Source organism: Pedobacter frigidisoli, assembly GCF_032678525.1.
Taxonomy (GTDB): Bacteria; Bacteroidota; Bacteroidia; order Sphingobacteriales; family Sphingobacteriaceae; genus Pedobacter; species Pedobacter frigidisoli_A.
In genome coordinates this window covers 324423-348394 of the sequence record NZ_JAVTSE010000002.1, presented here as the reverse complement: position 1 = coordinate 348394, position 23972 = coordinate 324423, and the positions used below count along the sequence as shown (strand labels likewise).

Below are 23972 nucleotides of genomic sequence, written 5' to 3'. Positions count from 1 at the left end.
CCTACTTTTACAAAAATAAGATAAATTTACGGGAGTAGGGTAATGAGTAGGTCATGAAAAAATGACTGTGACGGCCATTTTTTATCGGAACTGCAGGTAGATGATTGATATATACTTACCGCAAAAAAAAAAAGCTGACGATAAGCTTATATCGTCAGCCCTTTTTGTTTAACCCACTAGTTTATTCTTTGTTCAATTCTGCTGCAGCTTTATTAAATATATCAGCCTGCTTTGTTAGGTTGGCTTTCGCTATTCCGGTAGCCGATGCAGCTTGCTGTGATTTGCCTTGCGCTGCAGCTGAGTACGCACCTGAAAGTTGCTTGTTCAGGTAGCTTTGAAGTTTTAACCGTTCAATAACATTTCTGATATCCCCAATGCCTTTTTCAGTAACAGCGGGGTTATTGTTAGCACGTAAATACTGGAAATACTGACCGATTACCGCAAAGATTTTATTGCGATCGCCTTTACTCATAATGTCGGTGTAAAACGCCTGATGCCCATCTTTCGGATCTGCAACATATAACGCTGCAATTGAGGTTGAAATATGATCTTTTGTATCCTGATCCAAGGATGCCAAAGCCGCTGAACTTTGCTGTGGAGCCAGCTTGGAAAGGCCAGCAATCCCTGCCGCTATCACTTTGTAAGATCTGTCTTTTACACTCTCGTTCATCAGCGTGGTGTACGCTTGATCTCCTGTTTCAGCAAGTTTGGATATTGCAGCCGATCTCACTTCTGTATCTTTATCAGCTTTGGCCATTTGCAGGAGAACGGGTAAAGCGGCTGCTTTAATCTCCGCATCTTCGAGGTTTAAACCGTCAATGCTCAAGGCGCGTAAATCGCCCGAAATATCCTTTAATCCGGCAAGTAAAATCTGCTGACCACTTTTGGCCTTGCTTTGCATAATGAACTGTAAAGCTTCTATTCTGTTGGCATAGCCTGGTGCATTTTTGTACTGGTAATAATAGTTTTCTGCCGTTTTATTGTCATTGATTTCGCCCACAATAATTTTATCTACATCGAAATCGATTAGTGCTGGCTTTGCTGCTACTTCAAAAGCGAAATCCTGCTCACGCTGATTGATTAAAATCTCTTTTCGGATTTTCTGCCCGTTAACATAGATGTCAACCTTCACGGGTAACGTGAAGGTCTGAACGCTTGCATCTTGTGTTTGTTTTACTTTTATGGTTGCTTTTCCGTTGCTATAGCCGTAGTCTACTGCTAAAATGGGGTGCCCGCCGGCATAGTACCATTGATTAAAATAAGGACTCCAGTCTCTGCCTGAAACGTCTTCAAAGGCTAATCTTAGCTGATGGGTTTCGCCATTTTTAAATGCATTGGTAGTGAGGTATTTATTGAGGCCTTTGTAAAAGGCTGCATCCCCCAACTGATTTTTTAAGGCATAAAGAATTACCGAGCCTTTTGCATAACTCACGTTATCGAACATGTCTTCTTTATCGGCATAATGAAATCTGGCTAAAACAGGACTGTCTCCGTTTTTGGTAGAGCTGATATAAGACTGTAACTTTTCATATCTCGATCTGTCTTCGGCATCTTTCCCGGCATCATATCCATGCCAGATGATTTCACCAAAAGTTGCAAAAGATTCATTCATGGTAAGGTTAGACCAAGATTCTGCGGTAACGTAATCACCAAACCACTGATGAAAAAGTTCGTGTGCTATCGTTCCTTCTTCATTTCCATCCAACAGTTCACGGTCAGTTTTTTGAACATGTTCGCCATGCAGGGTAGCTGTAGTGTTTTCCATTGCGCCAGAAACGTAGTCCCTTGCCACTACCTGCGCGTACTTATTCCAGGGGTAATCTACACCTAAGATATCGCTGTAGAATTTCATCATAACCGGAGTTTTACCGAAAATCTGCTTTGCATAAGGCGCGAATCTAGGTTCGAGGTAATAATTTACTTCTTTGCCTTTGTAAGTATCTTTTGTGATTTTGAAATCACCAACAGCCATCATAAACAAATATGGCGAATGCGGTAAGTCCATTTTCCAGGTATCGGTTCTGGTACCGTTGGCATTTACTTTTTGGGTAATCAGTCTACCGTTTGATAGGGTGGTATATTTAGATTGAACGGTAATTGCAATTTCCTGAGTGGTTTTTTGGTCTGGTTTGTCAATAGTGGGGAACCAGGCAGAAGAAGATTCTGTTTCCCCCTGTGTCCAGATTTGTGTTGGTTTGTTAAGGTCGGTTCCGTCTGGATTAATAAAATAAAGGCCTTTAGCATCGGTTATTGCCGCGCTGCCCTTTACCTTAAGCTCATCTGGTTTGGCAGTATAGGCAATGTAAATGATATACTTTTCCGCATTAGTGTACTTCTTATTGAGTACTACAAATAATTTATTATCATGATAGGTATACTTTAAAGGCGTATTTCCTTTTGCGCCAACCAACGCTACAGTCTTGATGTCCATTCCCTGTGCATCGAGAGTTAGTGAATCGGTAGCATAAAAATGAGGCTTTAAGGTTAGCCATTCTTTACCATATAAGTATCGTTTCGCATAATCAAAAGATACATCGAGTTTAGTGTGTACCAAATCATTGACCTTGGTTGCTGTGACGCGGTAAGGCGAAAGACCGGCAGACTTTTCCGGTGATTGTTCTTGTGCAAAAACGGCATTTGAGAGGAGTGCAATAGCCAGGAAAAGGCTAATGCGTAGGGATTTTTTATTCATTTTTTATGATTTTAATGCATTTACCAGGTCACAACCTTTAACAATTGTGATAAAGTAAAGACTCAAATGTAGGCTGCTTTACTTTAATTTTTCGTTTTTTTGTGTAAATCGTTAGATATATGAATACAGATATTCAGTCTATTTTAAATGAGCTTGGTATAGAAATCAACAATGCCGCTTTCAGTACCGGAAAGGTTTGGGGAGGCAATTTAAACACTGAAAGTTTAGCAAGCTTCTCTCCTGTTGATGGAAAACTCATTGCTACAGCTAAAGTAGCCAGCCCTGGAGACTATGAAACCATTGTAGAAAAAGCAAAAACTGCTTTTGCTCAATGGAAAACCGTTCCTGCACCGAAAAGAGGTGAAGTGGTGCGCCAGTTTGGTGATGCATTGAGGCAGAAGAAAGAAGCTTTAGGAACACTGGTTTCTTATGAGATGGGTAAAAGTCTTCAGGAAGGGCTTGGGGAAGTTCAGGAGATGATAGATATCTGCGATCTTGCCGTAGGACTGTCACGTCAGCTTTATGGTTTAACCATGCATAGCGAGAGGCCGGGCCACAGGATGTATGAGCAATGGCATCCGCTTGGGATTGTAGGTATCATTTCAGCATTCAACTTCCCTGTGGCGGTGTGGAGCTGGAATGCGGCCCTGGCATTAGTCTGTGGCAATGTTTGCATCTGGAAACCATCAGAAAAAACACCGCTAACCGCAATAGCCTGTCAGCACATTATTGCGGATGTTTTTAAGCAAAATGATGTAGCAGAAGGCGTTTGCAACCTGATTTTAGGTGACCGGGTAGTTGGTGAATTAATGACAAATGACAGCAGGATTCCTTTAATTTCGGCAACAGGATCTACCCGGATGGGTAAAGAGGTTGCTGCTACAGTGGGCGCACGCCTGGGGAAAAGCCTTTTAGAATTAGGTGGTAATAATGCGATCATCATTTCTGAATATGCGGATTTGGATATGAGTTTGATAGGCGCGGTGTTCGGTGCCGTAGGTACTGCCGGGCAACGTTGTACATCCACCCGGAGGTTGATTATTCACGAAAGTGTGTATGACGCGTTTAAAGAGAAGCTGGTTAAAGCTTATGATCAGTTACGTATCGGCAACCCCCTTGATGAGCATAATCACGTGGGGCCACTTATAGATCAGGATGCTGTTGCAGCTTATCTCGATTCGATACAGAAATGTAAAGTGGAAGGTGGTAATTTTATTGTAGAGGGCGGCGTTTTAACAGGTGATCATTATACCAGTGGCTGTTATGTGAGGCCTTGCATCGCTGAAGTAAAGAATGAATACAAAATTGTGCAGCATGAAACCTTCGCTCCTATCCTGTACCTGATTAAATATAGTACACTGAAAGAGGCAATTGATTTACAAAATGGCGTGCCCCAGGGTTTGTCATCGGCAATTATGACTTTGAACTTAAGAGAAGCCGAGCAATTCTTATCTGCTATAGGTTCTGATTGTGGTATTGCAAATGTGAACATCGGCACATCAGGCGCCGAAATTGGTGGCGCTTTTGGTGGTGAAAAAGAAACAGGCGGCGGTAGGGAAAGCGGATCGGATGCCTGGAGAGCCTACATGCGCAGGCAAACGAATACCATCAATTATTCGGATACTTTGCCCTTGGCACAGGGGATTAAATTTGATTTGTAGTAAAAATAACATCAATAAAATGGAAAATATATCAGGGAAAAATGCATTAATTACTGGTGCAGGAAGAGGGATAGGCAAGGCAATTGCCATTGCCCTGGCGAATGAAGGTGTAAATGTTGCGCTGGTTGGCAGAACCCAGAGTCATCTGGATCAACTTGCTGAAGAGTTAAAGACATATCATGTTAAGGTGGCTACAGCTACGGCTGATGTAGCAAATCTGGACTCGGTAAACAGTGCTGTTGAGAAAATACAGTCAGAACTTGGATTCATTGATATCCTGATCAACAATGCCGGAATCGGAAAATTTGCCAAGTTTTTAGAGCTTGATCCAACCGAATGGCAGGAAGTAATACAAACCAATTTAATCGGTACTTATTTCGTAACCCGTGCTGTTGTTCCGCAAATGATGGAGAAGCAAACCGGAGATATCATTAATATTTCCAGCTCATCTGCTTTTAGTCCTGCGGCTGTAACCAGTGCTTATTCTGCCTCAAAAGCAGCGGTTAATGCATTTTCGACTTCTCTGATGCAGGAAATGAGGAAGCATAACATCAGGGTTACTGCACTAGCACCAAGTACCACTGCTACGGATATGGCAATTGATCTGAAGTTAACAGATGGCAACCCGGATAAGGTGATGCAACCTGAAGATCTGGCTGAATTGATTATTGCACAGCTGAAGTTAAACAGAAGGATTTTTATTAAAGACGTTTCTGCCTGGTCTACCAACCCCTAAACTGATAGCGTTACTAAATGACCATTTAGTAACGCTATTGATATTTTTTGCTAAAGCTTTTTAATAAGTAAATAGCTTTTGGAATCTCCCCAGTTTCTCGCAATCTCCGTGTCATCGTCAGGATAATAGGTTTGTTGCAGCGAAGTAATAACAACTGTATATTCATAACCTGCCAGTGTTTTGCTAAACTGCATCAGCTTTCCGGGATAATAAAATTCCTGCTTATTTTTTGTTGCTTTCAGGCTATCTCTCTTGAAGGCGGGTATGGCTTCTTTGAAAATTTTGTTTACGTCAATGTATAAGACTTCTATCGCATCTACTGATAAGGTCAGTTTGTTTCCTGCATTATTGCTATTGGTTTCTATTTTGTGGCCATTTACTACGAAATTTTTAGGCTGAGGGTAAGTGTTCATCTCTATTGCATAATCATAGCCCTTAACCTTTAAAATCTCATTTTCATCATTCACTAGTGTGAAACTAATGCTCTTTCTGGCAGTTCCTTCGTCTTTTATCTTTAGCAACGCCATTGCCGTATCTATTTTATCTTCCCGCTGCTTATAGACGTAATCATTTTTAAGTTCTATTTTACGTTCAATTTCAGAAAGATCTTTTTTAACAAATGGCTGAAGGATGGCTAACCCATGGGCTTGTATGAGGTATCTGATTACGGATGGTCTCTCTTTCAGGTCTTCAGGTTTCTTCGATTTCAACATTCTTTCCAGTCGGTTCAGCTGCGAATACTTTGAAACTGAAAACGCACTCTGCGGGCCATAAGTAGCCAGCAGAGCAATGAGGCAAAGGCTTACAGGAATGGTTTTGATATTTTGTTTTTTACTGAACAGGAAGTAGATTGTAATGGCCGCCAGCCACAAAGCCAATACGATGATGATGTACCGGCTTTCGGTAATTCCATAATGCCCCACACGTTTTGATACGGCAAGTGTTAGCAGTATGATTAATGGGATAAGCATGACGTAAAAAAACTTAGAAAATAATTTAATCCAGCCATTGCCGGCAGTATCCTTTATTGGGTAAATTAACAGCAACGATAATATGCCAAAAACAGCGTAACCCAATACTAAGCTCGACACAAGGCCTTTGGGTAATTGCCAAAGGATGATGATCTTAATTTCATAAACCAATAGTATGGCCAGGTAAATGGTCATCAGCGGAATGAGCACGAACTGGGTAAATATTTTTAAACCTTTTGGATAACTGTGATCTTCATTTAGGCCGGGAATATCAGTAGGTAACCCAGAAAGGAAGAATATGGTATTGAAACCTGCAGTAATAATGGCAAAAACTATCATGTAGGTAGACCATCTGATATCTGCTGCAAATAGACCGTCTATGGCAACCAGGGCAATTGCCAGTCCTGCAAACAGCACCGCCGAATATAAGGCTGATGTTAGAAACCGCAGGAAGAGGATTTTATTAAACTGCCAGAACCCCTGAGTATTGTCACTGCCCGTAAATGGGGAAAAAGCGACTAAAAGATGAAATGCGAAGGCCAGCAGCACAATCCTGAACATGTCTGCAATTCGATGGATTGGGTCAAGCAGAAAGAAAATCAGCACGCAAAAGGCGAGCGCAACCATTCGCATCATCCATTTTTTTACAGTTGGATAATTGTTCCGTTCTGCAAATAAATCCAGTGCCAGCATAAATGCCAGTGCCAGGTTCATCATTATGATACACTTTATGAGCGTATCACGAAGTTCTTCGTGTAACTCAGTTCGCTGCCTGTAATCGGAAAGGTGAATATAATAACACCAGCAAAATGTAGCGCAAAGCGCAAATAAAAATTCAAGCGGGAACCGTCTAATGACGTTTATTAATCCGGTGTAAAGATGATTTAGAGACGGAAGCTTCATATTTGCGTTTCATAGAATATGTAGTGAAGATAATACATAATTTTTTGTTAAAAAAGGTTAAAACGTTTTATAAAACTAAGGGATTAGTTTACTTTAGGGGAAACAAAACAATCTACTTAATGAAACGACTCTTACTCTCTGTGTGCCTGCTGTTTTCCTTTGGCACCTGTTTAAAGGCGCAAACACAGCAGCACAGCATTAAAGGACGCACGATCGATACTGCTTCAACAACACTACTGTCTGGAACATCCGTGGCGATTTTAAATGCCAAAGACTCTACACTGGTGAAATTTACACGGACATCTGAAAATGGGACTTTTGAACTCAATGGCATAAAAAACGGTAAGTTCATTTTATTAGCCTCTTATCCAAAATACGCCGATTTTGTGGAGCATTTTACCCTCGATTCAACTACCCAGGTCAAAGACTTTGGGAAGATAAATTTAACAGGCATGGCAAAGCTTTTAGCCGATGTCATTATTAAGGGTAACCGCGCAGCGATGAAAATAAAAGGGGACACTGTTGAGTTTGACCCTAAAGCTTTTAATATCGAGCCCAATTCGAAAGTAGAAGATTTGCTTAAGCAGTTTCCAGGTATACAGGTAGATAAAGACGGAAAGATTACCGCACAGGGTAAAACTGTTCAGAAAGTATTGGTTGATGGAGAAGAGTTTTTCGGTGACGACCCAACGCTGGTAACCAAAAACCTGCGCGCAGATATGGTTGAATCTGTTCAGCTTTACGACAAAGCGAGTGATCAGGCCAGTTTTACCGGTATCGACGATGGTGAAAAAACCAAAACAATCAATGTGAAACTGAAAGAGGATAAAAAGAATGGTTATTTTGGTAAAGCACAGGGCGGGTATGGAACTGATGATTATTATTCCGGACAATTGATGCTAAACAAGTTCTGGGGTAAAAAGAAGTTTTCTGCCTATGGTATTTTTGGCAATAACGGTACAGTTGGTTTAGGCTGGGATGACCGGGATAAATATAGCGGTAGCGCCATGACGATGAGCGACGATGGATATATGTATTTCAATTCAGGTGGCGATGATTTTGATAGTTACGACGGGCAATATAACGGTGAGGGCTTACCGGTAGCACGAACGGGAGGTTTGCATTTCGACAGTAAGTGGAATAAAGACAAAGAATCGCTAAATACGAACTACAAAATCGGATCGATACGGGTAAGTGGCGACCGGAATACCATTAGCCAGAATAATCAAACTGCTGGGGTGATCAATAACGTGTCGGATCAATACAACAATAATGATATGTTCAGGCAGAAACTGGATGCCACGTACGAAATTAAATTAGATACCACCTTAACGCTTAAAGTAAGTGTTGATGGAACTTTAAAAGAAAGTAACACCTTCAATAGATATAACACTGAAAGCCGGAATGGCGCTGGTTCGCTTATTAATTCAACCGACAGGAAGCTCGAGAACAATGTAAAGGATCAGGTGTTTAATGCCACTGCTTTACTAACCAAGCGGCTTAAGAAAAAAGGACGTACCCTTTCGTTAAGTTTAAGTGAATCTATCAACAAAAGCGATACGGAAGGTTATCTAAACTCGGATAATAAATTTTATGCAACAGGTAGGCCTGACAGTTTGATTAATCAGTATAAAGTCAACCAGATTACCAATTCCACCTTCAGGTCTAATCTAGCTTATACAGAACCCATAACGACTTCTTTAAGTGTAATTGTGAATTATGGATTGAGTTTAATGAATGGTCAATCAGACCGCAAATCTTTTAATCAATCTGCAAATGGTGTATACAATATTTTAGATACTGAGTTTAGTAATGATTATGAACTGGACCAGATCATCAATCAGGGCGGTGCTGTATTAAATTATAAAAAAGGAAAATCAATTGCAACCTTAGGCTCCAAGTTCAGCGGGGTTAACTTCAAACAGTTCGATGTATATAACAACAGGGCGTATACGCGCAATTTTGTCAATTATATGCCTCAGGCTTCCTATCAGTATCGGTTTTCACAGCAGAAATCATTAAGGTTTAATTACAACGGTAACACCAATCAACCTACCCTGGAGCAAATTCAGCCTATTCGTGTCAATACGGATCCATTGAATATTACGCTTGGTAATCCCGAATTGCGTCCTTCTTTCAGAAGTAGTATAAGCGCAAATTATAATTCTTATAAAGTGATTTCCGATCAGTCAATCTGGCTAAGCGCCTATTACAGCTTTACTGCAAATCCGATTGTGAGCGATGTGGTTACGGAGACATCGACAGCAAAGAGTACTTATAAATCTGTCAATCTTTCTAATGAAATACCATCAAACTTTTCATTTAATGGTCAAACGAGCAGAAAAATAAAAGGCATTGATATGAACGTTGGTATCAATGGTTATGTATACGGAAATACCTCTTACAATTACATTACCAGCCTTGTAAATGGTGTTGGTAACCGGGTGTTAAACAATACAAAAAATTATGTTTACCAGGGTGGGGTTAACATTTCAAAATATATAGAGAAAAAGTATAATTTCTACGGACGTTTTGGGCCTACCTACAATGTTGCCAGGGCGAGTGTGAATACTTCCAGTAACAGTGATGGATGGGGATGGGACGGTTATGGAAGAATTGAAGTCCAGCTTCCGGGTAAATTTGAGGTTTATACTGACGGGCAATACGAGTTTAAGGGAGCAACCCAAACCTTTAACCAGGATTTTTCGCGTTTTCTCTGGAACGCTTCGGTATCTAAAAAGTTTTTCAAATCGCAAAATTTGAAGGCCTCTTTAGCAGTGAACGATATTCTTAATCAAAATGTTGGTTTTGACCGTTCTGCCTCGAATGGGAACATAACACAAAGTAGCTATACTACTATTCAACGATACTTTTTGTTCTCCCTAATATGGGATTTTAGTAAAATGGGTGGTGGTCTTCAAACAAAAAAATAATCATGAAAAAAACGCTTAAATATCTCATCATAACTACACTTACTTTCGTTAATGCAAACCTGTTTGCACAAAATGTACACTTCGTTCAAAACGGGGTAATCGAGTTTGAGAAAAGATCGAATATGTATGCCATTATCAAAAAGAAGATTAATAAGGAAAACGAGTCCTGGTACGGACCGGCTTTTGATCAGTATAAGAAAAATTTCCCTCAGTTTAAAGTCTCAAAAAGTAGTCTGAGTTTCACAAAAAACAAAAGTTTATATAAATGGACTTCGCCTGAAGAGACGATGAGCAACAACTGGGTAACAAGAGATTTGTTTGCTGATTTAAAGAATACTATTGCTACTGATTTTAATACACAAACAAGTACTTCCCAAAAACGAGTTTACGAGGAAACCTATCTGGTTAAGGATAGTTTGCGTAAAATTAACTGGAAAATTACCGATGAAACACGTGAGATTGCAGGGTATGAATGCAGACGGGCAAATGCGGTGATTATGGATTCAATTTATGTCGTAGCTTATTATACTAATCAGATTGCAGTGTCTGGTGGCCCTGAATCTTTTACAGGCTTGCCTGGCATGATTTTAGGCCTTGCTGTGCCTCATGAGAATATGACCTGGTTTGCTACTAAAGTAACCGAGGTTACCGTTCCTGAAAAAGATCTGACTGCACCAGTAAAAGGAAAACCCACTACAAACGCGGCCCTGGGTAAAATTGTAGCTGGCGCACTAAAAGACTGGGGTTCGGAGGCCTTATCAGCTTCGAAAGTTTTCAATTTTTAACAGTCCATCGCATTTGTTCAATCATCGTAGTTGGCTCCGGGATATGTCATCTAATGTACCGGGAGCCAATTATCAAAGCTTTTTTAGCGCATTGTACACTATTCTGGCTACTTCTCTGGCACCCTCTGGCTGGAAATGGGTGTTGTCTTTTTGTCCTTTCGGATAAGCAACATATTTACCCGAATCCAGATTCATAAAATAGTTTCTGGCCGAAAAATCTTTCCCTTTCTTAGTAAAGAACTTTGCCGAAAGTTCATTCAGGTCGATCATTTTAACATTAAGCTCTTTGGCTACATCTTTTACTGCCTGTGGGTAATCGGTATGAGAATTGAATAATTTCCCCTCTTTCCAGGGACTATTCCTGGCAACCGGTGTTAGTAATACAGGAATTGCTCCTTTAGCCCTTGTGTCTTTGACATACATTCTCAAATAATCTTTATAGCCAGGAATATCTACGTAGCGCTCGGGACGGTCTTTTGCACCATCATTATGGCCGAACTGGATCAATACCAGGTCATTCTTATTCAGAGAATCCATTACCTCTTTCCATCTGCCTTCGTTAAAAAAGGTTTTGGTGCTTCTTCCGCCTTTTGCCTTATCGATCACAATGGCACTGTCACCTTTAATCAGTTTTCGGAGCTTAGGTAAACTGTCTGAGCTCAGAAAAGGTTGAAAAACCTGCCCCCAGCCGGTGATAGGGTATTTCTTCTCCATATAATCTTTTTCCATACTATAGTCGGCTACAGTAGAATCTCCGATTAAGTAAACTTTAACCGGCGGAGACTTTAACAGGAATGACATCAACAAAACTGCAACGCCCAGCGATGCAACTACAAAAGGGTATCTTTTCATTATAAATAGCAGATTTTAATTTACGGTATCAATTTTTCTATTTTAAACCAATCATATTCCGCCACACCAGAATCATTGGTTTGGGTATCTCTGATCGAAAATAAACCCAGCTTGGCTCCAATCCATTGTCCGGCAGTTGCCTGAAACACCTCACCGGCATTAAAGAAGTTTATTCCGTCTTCGCTATAACTGAACTGACACTGTGCCCCCTTCAAAACCCGTACACGCAATTGCAGCTGTCCGGATTTAAGTTTAACGATCTCTTTTTCATTTTCGGTTTTTGCCTTATCTGCATTCTGGCATACACCATATACGAGATACAGCGCGTCCTTTTTACTCTTAATGCTGAGCTGAGCGTAACTCCTCCCCATTACTACAAGGCCTGTCTGTTCATTTTCTAACTTTGGATTGGGTTTAAAATTTATTTTGGCCGTTGCCATAAATTCCTCTGCAGGAAACTTCTGCATCAGTAAATTCGGTACATCCCAAAGGTTTTTTGTTTCGTCAGGAACTTTTGCGCTGTAGAGTTTTAGTACGCCTTTGCCTGCGTCGGTGAAAAACCAGGCTGGCTGAGGATTGGCCTGCCATTGCCATTGCAGACCTAAAGCAATAGTGTTGAAGTCATCGCTTTCTGCAGGTGTTGCAATGGGGTAAACTTTACCTATATCAGGCTTTTTATAAACCGTTACCGGCTCACCCGTCCCATCACCATCTTGATCTGTTCCTATAACTGGCCAGTTGTTAATCCATTTCATAGGCTGCAGGTGCACTACTCTTCCGTAAGCATCTTTATCCTGAAAGTGTATAAACCAGTCATCTCCTTTCTGGGTATTTACCCAGGCACCCTGATGAGGGCCGTTAACTATTGAATTACCCTGATCCATCACTACTTTTCGTTCGTACGGTCCAAATACATTTTTACTTCTTAATGCCAGTTGCCAGCCAGTAGACACACCGCCGGCAGGCGCAAACAGATAGTAATACCCATTTCTTTTGTAAAATTTTGGCCCCTCAATGGTCGGGTCGAGTTCATGGCCGTCGTAAACAATTCTACCCGTTGCCATTGCCCTCGTTCCGTCGGCTGATAGGGGCATCACTGCCAATACACTTTTGATACCGGCACGACTACCTGCATAAGCATATGCCAGATATGCTTTTCCATCGTCATCCCAAAGTGGGCACGGATCGATGAGACCCTTCCCGCCTGCTACCAGTCTTGGTGATGACCATTCGCCGGTAATGCTTTTTGCTTTGGTTATGTAAATTCCGAAGTCCGGGTCGGGATAATAGATATAAAACTCGCCGTTTCTGTAACGAATAGACGGAGCCCACACGCCATTTCCGTGCTGTGTTTTTTCGAAATGTTCAAATGGTGGCTGGCGTTTCAAAGCGTGTCCGATAATTTTCCAGTTAACCAGGTCTTTTGAATGGAGGATGGGCAGGCCGGGTATGGCATCGAAACTGGACGCAATCATATAAAAATCATCGCCTACTCGAATGGCATCAGGATCTGAATAGTCTGCATGCAGAACCGGGTTTTGATAGGTTCCGTTACCCAGATCGGATACCCACACTTTCGAAACTTCAGCTGGCTTTTGGGCCTGAGCAGCCATGGTTGCAAAAAGGATGATAGCAAGCATGGAGTGCAATAAGTATTTCATTTCCATTGTATTTGGTTAGGAGTAAATTGCTCAAAATCTGCAGCCACATGATCCTGGTAGTGTATCACCGCAAATATTGGCTTGTGAACAAGAATAAGCATTTTTTAGCTGATGCCCAATCTTTACTATGCAATCGTTCCCGACATCGTTTGCGGTGTTTATTATTTATTTTTTTTCTTTCTGCTGATTTATAATGTTTAACATTGTTTATCATATATTGTAAAACACGGCTGCGTGGTGGAGTTTAAACCTTTACGTGGCCGATTTTATTTTACTCTAACCAGATTTATGAAATCCATTATCCTATTTTTATTCACCATCATTTCTTTTGCCGTAGATGCAATGGAAATAAAAGCAGATTTTGTAGTCGCTGCAGACGGAAGTGGTAACTTTAAAACCGTACAGGAAGCGATTCAAGCTGTTCCTGATTTTAGAAATAAAGTAACCGTAATCTTTATTAAAAAAGGTATTTATAAAGAGAAGCTTATCCTTGCGGCATCTAAAAAAAACGTGAAATTTATTGGAGAGAGTTTAAACGAAACCATTTTAACCTATGATGATTATGCACAGAAGAAAAACACTTTTGGGGAAGAGAAAGGTACTTCGGGCTCATCGAGTTTCTATATTTATGGGGAAGGATTTTCTGCTGAAAACATCACCTTCGAAAATTCGTCTGGTCCGGTTGGCCAGGCCGTTGCCGTTTGGGCAGGAGGAGATAAATCTGTTTTCACCAACTGCAGATTTTTAGGTTTTCAGGATACGCTATACACTTATGGGGGAAACAACCGTCAATACTATAAAAATTGCTACATTGAAGGAACGGTAGATTATATTTTCGGTGCGGCTACCGCCTGGTTCGAGAACTGTATCCTCTTTTGTAAAAAGCAAGGGTATATTACTGCTGCTTCCACTGCCGATACGACCCGCTACGGCTATGTTTTCAATAACTGCAAAGTTAAGGGAGACGCGCCGATAAATAGTTTTTTCCTTGGGCGTCCATGGAGACCCTATGCCAAGGTTGTGTTTTTAAACTGTGACTTGCCAGAGCTGATTCGTAGTGAGGGATGGAATAACTGGGGCAAGGCGAGTAATGAGCAAACAGCCTATTATGCAGAGTATAAAAACAAAGGAAAGGGTGCCGATACCAAAGGCAGGGCAAACTGGTCGCATCAGCTTTCAGAAACTGAATATAAAAGTTACATTTTGGAAAACGTTTTCCGTGGGTGGTTGCCTCAATGATAAGTAGATTGTAAGTTCTTTTAAGTCAGTATCTTAAAGTATACCTTTTTTCTTTTTTTGTTGCGTTTTCCGGCAACGATTGCATAGATTTCTTTTCTCTTTTACACCCAAACAACGTACACTTGTTATTACGATAACCAAATATAATTTAACAGCACAAATAATGAAACATATTTCTGGTAGTTTATACCGTTCTAAAATAGCTCTCGCATGTATTTTTTTGTTATCTGCAGGTTCGGTGCTGGCACAGTCAAATCCTAAACTTCCAGTCATACAGCAAGTTAATTTTAGAAAGGACACTACAAGCATCGTTTCTCTAGGTGCTAAAGGTGATGGTATTACTTTAAATACCTCAATGATTAATCAGGCAATTTCTGCTGTAAGCAAAAAGGGTGGGGGGGTCGTATTAATCCCATCGGGATTATGGTTGACTGGCCCTATTGAACTTAAGAGCAACGTAAACCTTCATCTGAAGCGTGATGCCATCCTGCAGTTTACCGATGATTTCAATCAGTATAAACTGGTTGAAGGCAATTGGGAAGGGCAACCTGCATGGAGAAACCAAAGTCCGATTTCGGGTACTGATCTCGAAAATATCGCCATTACAGGTACAGGTATTGTAGATGGTAATGGTGGTGCATGGCGCATGGTTAAAAAAGATAAGCTTACGGAAACACAGTGGAAGAAATTAATTGCTTCAGGTGGTGTGGTTAGTGAAGACGGGAAAATGTGGTACCCATCCGAAAAAACAGTTAAAGGCTCGAAAACTAAAAATGCAGGGGTGATTGTTGCCGGAAAAACTGCTGCTGATTATGAAGATATTAAAGATTTTTTAAGGCCAAACCTGGTTGTACTTACCAATTGCAAAAAAGTATTGTTAGAAAGCGTAACCTTTCAGAATTCGCCGGCATGGAATTTACATCCTTTACTTTGCCAGGATTTAACGCTACGAAATTTACAGGTGAAAAACCCCTGGTATGCACAAAACGGAGATGGTGTTGATGTTGAATCATGTAAAAATGTACTTATTGAAGGCAGTACCTTTGATGTTGGCGACGATGGCATTTGTATTAAATCAGGAAGGGATGAAGCCGGGCGCAAGCGAGGCGTTCCAACCGAAAACGTGATTGTAAGGAATAATGTGGTTTACCACGCACACGGCGGTTTCGTGATTGGCAGTGAAATGAGTGGTGGTGCCAGGAATATCTGGGTTTACGATTGTTCTTTTATTGGCACTGATATTGGCCTGCGTTTTAAAACCACACGTGGAAGAGGCGGCGTAGTGGAAAATATCTTCGTGAACAATATCAATATGATCGATATTCCCGGCGAAGCTATTCTGTTTGACATGTATTATGCTGCTGTTGATCCTGTTCCGTTGGCAGGAGAAAAACGTGAGGCAATTAAAACGGTAACAGTACCAGTAACTGAAGCCACACCCCAGTTTAAAAATTTCTATATTAAAGACGTCGTTGCAAACGGCGCTGATAAAGCAATTTTCTTCAGGGGTTTACCAGAGATGAATATTAAAGGTGTTCAACTTGAAAATGTGACCATTCAGGCAAAAAAAGGAATTGAAATCATTGAGGCATCAGGTATCTCGCTTAAAAATGTTAAGGTCATTACGGATGATACCAATCCGATTGTAAGCGTACAGAATGGTACAAACATCAGCTTCAACGGACTTCTATATAAAAACGGTGCTGATCTTCTGTTTAATATCAGTGGCGATAAAACCAGGGGGATAAAAGTTACCAGAACAGATGTGTCAAAAGCAAAGAAAACATCGGCATTTGGCGAAGGTATTAATCAATCGGTATTGGAAATTGCAAAATGAAAAACATGAAGAAAACAATTTTATATACAGCGGTAGCCATATTAGGATGCTCATCTTTTGTACAGAATGGTTTTGCTCAAAAGAAACTTTCTGAACAGTTGACATTAACTGCGATGGAAAAGCTTTTTCAGGATACAACAGTTTTAAAAGGTGCAAAAGGCCCGAGATGGAGTTATGATATGGGGGTGGTACTTGAAGGTGCAGCGGCAGTTTGGCGGAATACCGGTGACGGAAAGTATTTTAAATACATCCAGTCTTCCATGGATGCCTACCTGGACAAAGAAGGAAATATTGCCACCTATAAAGCTGAAGATTTTAATATCGACAATGTTAAAAATGGCCGATCCCTTTTACTGTTATATAAAGTAACCGGTCAGCAAAAATATCTACTTGCGGCCACACGTTTGTACGATCAGCTGCAAAAGCAGCCCCGTACCAATGAGGGAGGCTTTTGGCATAAAAAAATATATCCCAATCAGATGTGGCTGGATGGCTTGTACATGGGGGAACCTTTTTATGCTGAATACGCCAAACTGATGAAAAAAGACGCTGCATTTGATGACGTGGCAAAGCAGTTTATCTTAATGGAAAAGAATGCACGTGACGCAAAAACGGGCTTGCTTTACCACGGTTACGATGAGAGTAAAGCCGAGCAATGGGCAGATAAGACCACAGGACGCTCGCCAAATTTCTGGGCAAGGGCAATGGGTTGGTACATCATGGCTCTGGTTGATGTATTAGATAATTTCCCTGAAAATCACCCACAGCGAAAGGAATTGTTAGCGATATTAAACCGTACAGCGACTGCAACTGTAAAGTATCAGGACCACAGATCAGGTGTTTGGTTTGATATCATGGATATGCCCGCACGAAAAGGCAATTATCTTGAAAGTTCAGCATCGAGCATGTTCGTTTACGGACTGGCAAAAGGTGTTCGGAAAGGCTGGTTACCCCAATCTTTTATGGCTGCGGCGAATAAAGGTTATGCCGGACTGAAAAAGGAATTTGTTGAAAATGCCGGTGATGAACGTGTAAACTTAACTAAAACGGTTTCTGTTTCCGGTTTAGGAGGTAAGCCAAAATACCGTGATGGAAGTTTCGATTATTACATCAGTGAAAAAGTAATTACAAACGACCCCAAGGGTATGGGGGCATTTGTATGCGCTGCGGCAGAGATGGAAACAGATGCTTTACCGAAACCTGGTAAGGGCTTAACTGTAACGGTTGATAAATTTTTTAATAACGAATATATAACCGGTCCAGCCGGAGATAAAATCCCCTTTCATTATGTTTGGAATGAAGATGATAACAATGGATTTTCATTGTTTGGTAAGGTATTCAACGATGCCGGGGTGAAAACAACTACCTTAAAATCTGCGCCTACAACTGCAAATTTAAAGGGTACGAATATTTATATCATCGTAGATCCGGACACTGAAAAGGAAACGGCCAATCCCAACTTTATGACTGCGGAGCATGCAAAGCAGGTTAGTGAATGGGTAAAGGCCGGTGGCGTACTGGTATTGTTGCTGAATGATGCAGGAAACTGTGAAATAGCGAAATTTAATGTTTTGCCTGAAAGCTTCGGTATTCACTTTAACGAAGATAGCCGCAATAAGGTGCAGGGGGCAAACTTTGAGCAGGGTGCTGTTTACATTCCAGCCGGGAATTCCATATTTAAAACAGCAAAAAAGGTTTACATCAAAGAAATTTCAACCATTGTTGCGAAGAGTCCTGCAGCATCCGCATTAACAGATAAAGGAGATGTGGTTATCGCAACAGCTAAATATGGAAAAGGAACCGTTTTCGCTGTTGGTGATCCCTGGTTTTATAATGAGTATATCGATGGAAGAAAGCTGCCCGCGGAGTTTGAGAACTTCAAAGCCACTAATGATTTAGTGAGCTGGTTAATTAAGCAGGTTCCAGGTAAGAAATAAAATCTCCGAGGATAACAATGAAACTAGCAAACATGATGAGAATTAAAATATTGGCAACCTGCTTTTGTAGCATTCTGCTTGCGACATCTTATGGGCAGGTAGCAACAGATTCTACTGCAGAAAAAATGCTGGTTTATCAACTTGGAAACGGGGGTTGGCCTAAGCAGCTTGAAGATAAAAGTGTGGTGAATTATGATGCTGGACTCAGTCCGGAATTACTGGCTAAAATTAAGTCAACTAAAGATCTGCATGCAACCTTTGATAACAAAGCCACCAGCAGAGAGGTGATTTATTTGGTTAAGGCATATAAAAAGACAGGGAACAAAGCCTATTTACAGGCTGCCGAAAAAGGGATAGATTATATTCTGACTGCTCAGTATGCAAATGGTGGCTGGCCGCAATATTACCCGGATAAAGCATTGTACCGATCGGAAATTACTTTCAATGATGATGCAATGATTAACGTATTAAACATCCTTCAGGATGTTGCAACCAAAAGAAATGATTTCGAGGCGGTAGATGCCAAATACGTTCCCAAAGCCGCAAAAGCAGTTACGACAGGAATAAATTGTATTTTACAAACACAGGTTAAGCAAAATGGTCAGCTAACTATCTGGGCTGCCCAATATGACAAAGATTCCCTTCTGCCTGCAAAGGCGCGGAACTTTGAGCCAGCATCATTGGCCACGAGCGAATCGGTGGGTATTGTCCGTTTTCTAATGTCCCTGGATAAACCTTCTAAAGAGATCAAAACTGCTGTAGCAGCTGCTTTAAAATGGTTTGAGACGTATAAGATACAGGGTTATCGTTTCGACAGGGAAAAAGGAAAAGTGGCAGCGCTGGTAGCCGATGATAGCAGCATGGTGTGGGCCCGGTTTTATGATCTGGATAAGAACGCTCCTATTTTTGGCGACCGTGACAATACCATTAAATCTAAACTGGAAGAATTAAGCCCTGAAAGACGAAGTGGTTATGCGTGGTACGGAAACTGGGCGCAAAAATTAATTGAAAAAGAATACCCGAAGTGGTTAGCTGCTAAGGGAAAATAGAAAATTTATATAACGGAAATCGTAAGAACATGATTTTAAACAAGGAGAATTTACAAAACATCAATGGTGACAAGGTTTTGAAGCCTACAGCCGGAATGCTGGAGTTACCAGAAAAAGTAATCCAATTTGGGACTGGTGTTTTATTGCGCGGTTTGCCTGATTACTTTATTGATAAAGCCAATCACCAGGGGATTTTCAACGGACGGATAGTGGTGGTTAAAACAACTTCCAAAGCAGGTGTTGACGATTTCGCTGATCAGAACGGCTTATATACGCTTTGCGTAAAAGGGATTGAAGACGGGGTTGTGGTAGAGGAAAATACCATCAATTCATCCATCAGTCGTGTTTTATCGGCTACCTCTGAATGGGCAGAGATTTTAAAAACTGCTCATCAGCCAGAAATGAAGGTGGTTGTCTCCAATACTACCGAGGTAGGTATAGTGAAAAGTGAAGATAAGATTACCGACTTTCCGCCACAGTCTTTTCCAGGCAAACTCCTGGCTTTTCTTTTTGAACGATATAAAGCCTTCAACGGCTCGGAAGAAAGTGGAATGGTTATCGTGCCTACTGAGTTAATCAGCGACAATGCAGACAAGCTTAAAGAAATAATTCTTGACCTGGCTATCCAAAACAAATTAGGCTGGGATTTTGAGAACTGGCTTAAAACGGCTAACCATTTTTGCAAAACATTGGTTGACCGTATTGTGCCTGGCAAACTCCCTGTCGAGGAACAGAAAGCAATTGAGGCGGAATTGGGTTACAGCGATGGTTTGATGATTATGGCCGAACCATTCAGACTTTGGGCAATAGAATCGTCAAGCGACAAGGTGAAAGAAATTCTATCTTTTGCAAAGGCGGATAAAGGTATTTTTATTGTTCCTTCGATCGATAAGTTTAAAGAGTTGAAACTTCGTTTACTAAACGGAACCCATACCATTAGTTGTGGCCTGGCTATTCTGGCCGGATTCCACACTGTTAAAGAAGCCATGCAGGATGAAGAGTTCTCAAATCATGTTTTAACACTCATGAAAGAGGAGATTGCACCTGTTGTAGAAAGTTCGGACATTACCCAAGATGAAGCGATCACCTTTGCAAAAAGCGTAGTAGACCGTTTTAGTAATCCGTTTCTTGAACACCAGTGGCAAGCCATTACACTCAACTATACCTCAAAATTACAGATGCGTAATATGCCTTTAATCAGAGGTTATTATGCCCTGAAAAATGAAGTTCCACAGCTTACGGCTCTGGGGGTTGCGGCCTACATCGTATTTATGAATGTGCATAAAAACGGTGACGTATATACTGCAGGTGTAGATGGTAAAACCTTTCCGATACAAGATGAAATGGCCAGTGAACTTTATGAATACTGGAAAAATCCGGAGACCGTAGTTGATAGTATTCTGGGCGACAGAAGGCTTTGGAATAAAAATTTGAATAATTATCCTGGTTTTAATGCTGCAATAAAATCGCACGTTGAATCACTACAAAATAAAGGTGCTAAGGAAACTTTAAGTAACTTACACAAAGAAAGAACAGCTTAAAAAATGGTGACTAGAATTTTAAAAATCCATCCTAACGATAACGTATTGGTAGCCTTGCAAAATTTAGCAAAAGGCGAAACGGTTATTTACGATGGGCAAGATTATATCCTGCATGATGACATTCAGGCGAAGCATAAGTTTTTTATGCAGGATATGAATGAGGGAGATCACATCATGATGTATGGTGTGTTGGTAGGAAAAGCACAGCATTTCATTCCAAAGGGTGGATTGATGGACACGGAGAACACGAAACATGCATCTGAACCTTTTGAGTTCAAGCCTTACCATTATCAGTGGCAGGCACCTGATGTTTCTAAGTTTGAAGGAAGAACCTTTAATGGATACCACCGGAGTGATGGCCGCGTAGGTACTGCCAATTACTGGTTGTTTATCCCGACAGTTTTTTGCGAAAACCGCAATCTTGATGTGATCCGTGAAGCTTTACATAATGAGTTGGGATATGCGGTAACTGATAAATATAAATCGTATGCGCATCATCTTGTAGAAGCCTATAAGAACGGAGAAAATATCGAAGATGCCGATACCACTTCCATCGGACAGGCCAATCCGGTTGCGAACCGTATTTTTAAAAATGTAGACGGCATTAAATTTCTGAATCACCAGGGTGGTTGTGGAGGTACCCGCCAGGATGCAGCCGTGTTAAGCAAGCTTCTTGCTGCTTATGCTGATCATCCAAATGTTGCCGGAGTTACCGTTTTAAGTTTGGGATGCCAGAATTTACAGGTAAAGGATTTTATGGACGACCTTAAACAGCGGTCTCCAAATTTTGATAAGCCTTTATTTGTTTTTGAACAGCAGCAGTCGCAAAGTGAAGAGCAACTGGTAAAAGAAGCCATCAGAAAAACTTTTATCGGCTTAACCGAAATCAATAAAATTGAACGTCAGCCTGCACCAGTTAGCAAACTGGTTTTAGGGGTAAAGTGTGGCGGTAGTGATGGCTTTAGTGGTATTAGCGCAAACCCTGCAGTGGGTTATACTTCAGATTTGCTGGTAGCACTGGGAGGGACCGTTCTTTTAGCTGAATTTCCAGAGCTATGCGGCGCCGAACAGCAATTGATTGACCGTACGAAAGATGAGACCGCTGCGCGTAAATTTATTCAGCTGATGACTGCCTATAACCAGGCCGCAGAAAATGTTGGATCAGGCTTTTTCATGAACCCATCACCGGGAAATATTAAAGATGGTTTAATAACCGATGCCATAAAAAGTACCGGTGCAGCCAAAAAAGGAGGGACATCGCCGGTTGAAGATGTATTAGATTACACCGAACCGGCAACAAAGCCAGGATTAAACCTGGTTTGTACACCTGGAAACGACGTGGAAGCCACAACAGGTAAAGCAGCTTCCGGTGCAACATTAATACTGTTTACCACAGGTTTGGGTACCCCTACCGGAAATCCTGTTTGTCCGACGATTAAAGTAGCCACTAATAATGTTTTAACCAAACGTATGGGTGATATCATTGATATCAACTGCGGTCCGGTAATCGAGGGGGAAAAAACCATTGAGCAAATGGGTGAAGATATTCTGGAATACTGTATCAGGGCGGCAAGTGGGGAAGTGATCCCTAAGGCTGTTCTGTTAAATCAGGATGATTTTATTCCATGGAAACGTGGCGTAAGTCTTTAACGGACATAGAATTAATAAAAATTTTTACAGTTAGCGGGTTTCATAATCGCCCACCCGCTTTCTCCAATTATAAAGAAAAGAATGAAACCTTTTTTAGACGACAATTTCCTTTTGGAAAGCGAAACGGCTGTAAAGCTGTACCACGATTTCGCAAAATCATTACCCATTATCGATTACCATAATCATTTAATTCCAGAGCAGATTGCTAATAACAAGCAATTCGAAAATATTACTCAGGTTTGGTTAGCAGGCGACCACTATAAGTGGAGAGCGATGCGTGCAAACGGCGTTGATGAAAAATATATTACAGGCGATGCATCAGATTTCGAGAAATTTGAAAAGTGGGCAGAAACTGTTCCATATACGCTGAGAAATCCTTTATACCACTGGACACATTTAGAGTTGCAGCGGTATTTTGGCATCAACGATATTTTATCAGGTAAAACTGCACGGAAAATCTATGATGAGTGCGCGGCCAAATTACAAACATCGGAATACTCGGTACGTGGTTTACTGGCAAAAATGAATGTGGAAACCGTTTGTACTACCGATGATCCCCTGGATAGTCTGAATTTTCATCAGCAACTGGCCTCAGAAGGGGTAGCTTTGAAAATGTTGCCTGCTTTCCGTCCGGATAAAGCCATGAACAGTGACGATGTGGAGGGATTAAACGAATACATTGATAAGCTGGAAACTGTTTCGGGGATTTCAATTACAAACTTCCAACAGTATATTGATGCCTTAAAAGGCCGTCATGACTATTTTGCTGAAAACGGTTGTTCGGTGTCTGACCACGGTTTGGAGCAAATTTATGCTGAAGATTATACCGATGAGGAGATCACCTCTATTTTTGATAAAATAAGAAGGAAACAAGCCATTTCGTACGATGAAAACCTCAAATTTAAATCGGCGATGCTGATTTATTTTGCAGAGTGGGACCACGAAAAAGGATGGGTTCAACAATATCATCTGGGCGCCTTGAGAAACAATAACGCCCGCATGCTGCGCCAGTTAGGGCCTGATACAGGCTGGGATTCGATAGGCGATTTTAGTCAGGCGCGAATGCTTTCTAAATTTTTAAATCGTTTAGATAATCAGGATAAACTGGCTAAAACCATTATTTACAATTTAAACCCTGCCGACAATGAATTAATCGCGACCATGATCGGGAATTTCAACGACGGATCTGTTGCCGGTAAGGTTCAGTTTGGATCAGCGTGGTGGTTTTTAGATCAGAAAGACGGAATGATTAAGCAATTAAATGCCCTATCAAACATGGGCTTGTTAAGCCGTCTGGTAGGAATGTTGACCGATTCGAGAAGTTTCCTGTCATTCCCCCGTCATGAGTATTTCAGAAGAATAGTTTGTAACCTGTTTGGAGAGGATATTGAAAACGGTGAATTGCCTGCTGATTTAGAGTGGGTGGGTAAAATAGTGCAGGATATTTCGTACTTTAACGCAAAAAATTACTTTACATTTTAACCATTATAAGGCTTTTTGAAAGGAAATCGTTGGAATAAAATCA

15 protein-coding genes are annotated in these 23972 nt (G+C 41.0%); 11 read left to right on the top strand and 4 right to left on the bottom strand.

The window, feature by feature from the left end; translation table 11 throughout:
- Nucleotides 1–181: 181 nt before the first annotated feature.
- On the bottom strand, nucleotides 182–2692 hold the full coding sequence (locus R2Q80_RS06465) for a M1 family metallopeptidase (protein WP_316798815.1): 2511 nt from the start codon (nucleotides 2690–2692) through the stop codon (nucleotides 182–184).
- 119 nt (nucleotides 2693–2811) lie between these two features.
- Between R2Q80_RS06465 and R2Q80_RS06460 the strand changes: the two genes are divergently transcribed.
- A complete protein-coding gene (locus R2Q80_RS06460; protein ID WP_316798814.1) occupies nucleotides 2812–4353 on the top strand; it encodes an aldehyde dehydrogenase family protein in 1542 nt (513 codons plus the stop codon).
- 19 nt (nucleotides 4354–4372) lie between these two features.
- Nucleotides 4373–5089 carry a 3-ketoacyl-ACP reductase gene (locus tag R2Q80_RS06455; protein ID WP_316798813.1) on the top strand — a complete coding sequence of 239 codons (717 nt, stop codon included), beginning with the start codon at nucleotides 4373–4375 and terminating at the stop codon, nucleotides 5087–5089.
- 50 nt (nucleotides 5090–5139) lie between these two features.
- Here the strand turns inward: R2Q80_RS06455 and R2Q80_RS06450 are convergent, their stop codons facing one another.
- Entirely contained in the window at nucleotides 5140–6777 is a 1638-nt protein-coding gene (locus tag R2Q80_RS06450; RefSeq protein ID WP_316798812.1) for a DUF4153 domain-containing protein, read from the bottom strand.
- 305 nt (nucleotides 6778–7082) lie between these two features.
- Here R2Q80_RS06450 and R2Q80_RS06445 point away from each other — a divergent pair, with 305 nt between their 5' ends.
- Together R2Q80_RS06445 and R2Q80_RS06440 are read left to right on the top strand one after the other, a co-directional pair.
- A complete protein-coding gene (locus R2Q80_RS06445; RefSeq protein WP_316798811.1) occupies nucleotides 7083–9896 on the top strand; it encodes a TonB-dependent receptor in 2814 nt (937 codons plus the stop codon).
- Between the two features lie 2 nt (nucleotides 9897–9898).
- Nucleotides 9899–10681, top strand: a complete 783-nt coding sequence (locus R2Q80_RS06440; protein ID WP_316798810.1) for a GLPGLI family protein — start codon at nucleotides 9899–9901, stop codon at nucleotides 10679–10681.
- A gap of 72 nt (nucleotides 10682–10753) precedes the next feature.
- Here the strand turns inward: R2Q80_RS06440 and R2Q80_RS06435 are convergent, their stop codons facing one another.
- On the bottom strand, nucleotides 10754–11533 hold the full coding sequence (locus R2Q80_RS06435) for a rhamnogalacturonan acetylesterase (protein WP_316798809.1): 780 nt from the start codon (nucleotides 11531–11533) through the stop codon (nucleotides 10754–10756).
- 20 nt (nucleotides 11534–11553) lie between these two features.
- Nucleotides 11554–13194: a glycoside hydrolase 43 family protein gene (locus R2Q80_RS06430; protein WP_316798808.1), complete on the bottom strand. Its 1641-nt coding sequence runs from the start codon at nucleotides 13192–13194 to the stop codon at nucleotides 11554–11556.
- Nucleotides 13195–13482: 288 nt separating this feature from the next.
- Between R2Q80_RS06430 and R2Q80_RS06425 the strand changes: the two genes are divergently transcribed.
- The 7 genes from R2Q80_RS06425 (at nucleotide 13483) to uxaC (ending at nucleotide 23929) form a co-directional block, all read left to right on the top strand.
- Nucleotides 13483–14433, top strand: coding sequence for a pectinesterase family protein (locus R2Q80_RS06425; RefSeq protein WP_316798807.1), 951 nt, complete (start codon nucleotides 13483–13485; stop codon nucleotides 14431–14433).
- A gap of 163 nt (nucleotides 14434–14596) precedes the next feature.
- Nucleotides 14597–16270 carry a glycoside hydrolase family 28 protein gene (locus R2Q80_RS06420; RefSeq protein ID WP_316798806.1) on the top strand — a complete coding sequence of 558 codons (1674 nt, stop codon included), beginning with the start codon at nucleotides 14597–14599 and terminating at the stop codon, nucleotides 16268–16270.
- Nucleotides 16271–16275: 5 nt separating this feature from the next.
- Nucleotides 16276–18207, top strand: a complete 1932-nt coding sequence (locus tag R2Q80_RS06415) for a DUF4350 domain-containing protein (protein WP_316798805.1) — start codon at nucleotides 16276–16278, stop codon at nucleotides 18205–18207.
- A 17-nt stretch (nucleotides 18208–18224) separates the two neighbouring features.
- Nucleotides 18225–19256 (top strand): pectate lyase, encoded by a 1032-nt coding sequence (pelA, locus tag R2Q80_RS06410; RefSeq protein ID WP_316798804.1) that lies wholly within the window; start codon nucleotides 18225–18227, stop codon nucleotides 19254–19256.
- 29 nt (nucleotides 19257–19285) lie between these two features.
- Entirely contained in the window at nucleotides 19286–20797 is a 1512-nt protein-coding gene (locus R2Q80_RS06405) for a tagaturonate reductase (RefSeq protein WP_316798803.1), read from the top strand.
- A gap of 3 nt (nucleotides 20798–20800) precedes the next feature.
- Entirely contained in the window at nucleotides 20801–22447 is a 1647-nt protein-coding gene (locus R2Q80_RS06400; RefSeq protein ID WP_316798802.1) for an altronate dehydratase family protein, read from the top strand.
- 81 nt (nucleotides 22448–22528) lie between these two features.
- On the top strand, nucleotides 22529–23929 hold the full coding sequence (gene uxaC / locus R2Q80_RS06395; RefSeq protein ID WP_316798801.1) for a glucuronate isomerase: 1401 nt from the start codon (nucleotides 22529–22531) through the stop codon (nucleotides 23927–23929).
- Nucleotides 23930–23972: the final 43 nt, after the last annotated feature.

Bases quoted from the DNA above. Each gene is read 5' to 3' on its own strand.
- R2Q80_RS06465 (WP_316798815.1), bottom strand. From the start codon at position 2,692: ATGAATAAAAAATCCCTACGCATTAGCCTTTTCCTGGCTATTGCACTC.
- R2Q80_RS06460 (WP_316798814.1), top strand. From the start codon at position 2,812: ATGAATACAGATATTCAGTCTATTTTAAATGAGCTTGGTATAGAAATC.
- R2Q80_RS06455 (WP_316798813.1), top strand. From the start codon at position 4,373: ATGGAAAATATATCAGGGAAAAATGCATTAATTACTGGTGCAGGAAGA.
- R2Q80_RS06450 (WP_316798812.1), bottom strand. From the start codon at position 6,777: ATGATGAACCTGGCACTGGCATTTATGCTGGCACTGGATTTATTTGCA.
- R2Q80_RS06445 (WP_316798811.1), top strand. From the start codon at position 7,083: ATGAAACGACTCTTACTCTCTGTGTGCCTGCTGTTTTCCTTTGGCACC.
- R2Q80_RS06440 (WP_316798810.1), top strand. From the start codon at position 9,899: ATGAAAAAAACGCTTAAATATCTCATCATAACTACACTTACTTTCGTT.
- R2Q80_RS06435 (WP_316798809.1), bottom strand. From the start codon at position 11,533: ATGAAAAGATACCCTTTTGTAGTTGCATCGCTGGGCGTTGCAGTTTTG.
- R2Q80_RS06430 (WP_316798808.1), bottom strand. From the start codon at position 13,194: ATGAAATACTTATTGCACTCCATGCTTGCTATCATCCTTTTTGCAACC.
- R2Q80_RS06425 (WP_316798807.1), top strand. From the start codon at position 13,483: ATGAAATCCATTATCCTATTTTTATTCACCATCATTTCTTTTGCCGTA.
- R2Q80_RS06420 (WP_316798806.1), top strand. From the start codon at position 14,597: ATGAAACATATTTCTGGTAGTTTATACCGTTCTAAAATAGCTCTCGCA.
- R2Q80_RS06415 (WP_316798805.1), top strand. From the start codon at position 16,276: ATGAAGAAAACAATTTTATATACAGCGGTAGCCATATTAGGATGCTCA.
- pelA (WP_316798804.1), top strand. From the start codon at position 18,225: ATGAAACTAGCAAACATGATGAGAATTAAAATATTGGCAACCTGCTTT.
- R2Q80_RS06405 (WP_316798803.1), top strand. From the start codon at position 19,286: ATGATTTTAAACAAGGAGAATTTACAAAACATCAATGGTGACAAGGTT.
- R2Q80_RS06400 (WP_316798802.1), top strand. From the start codon at position 20,801: ATGGTGACTAGAATTTTAAAAATCCATCCTAACGATAACGTATTGGTA.
- uxaC (WP_316798801.1), top strand. From the start codon at position 22,529: ATGAAACCTTTTTTAGACGACAATTTCCTTTTGGAAAGCGAAACGGCT.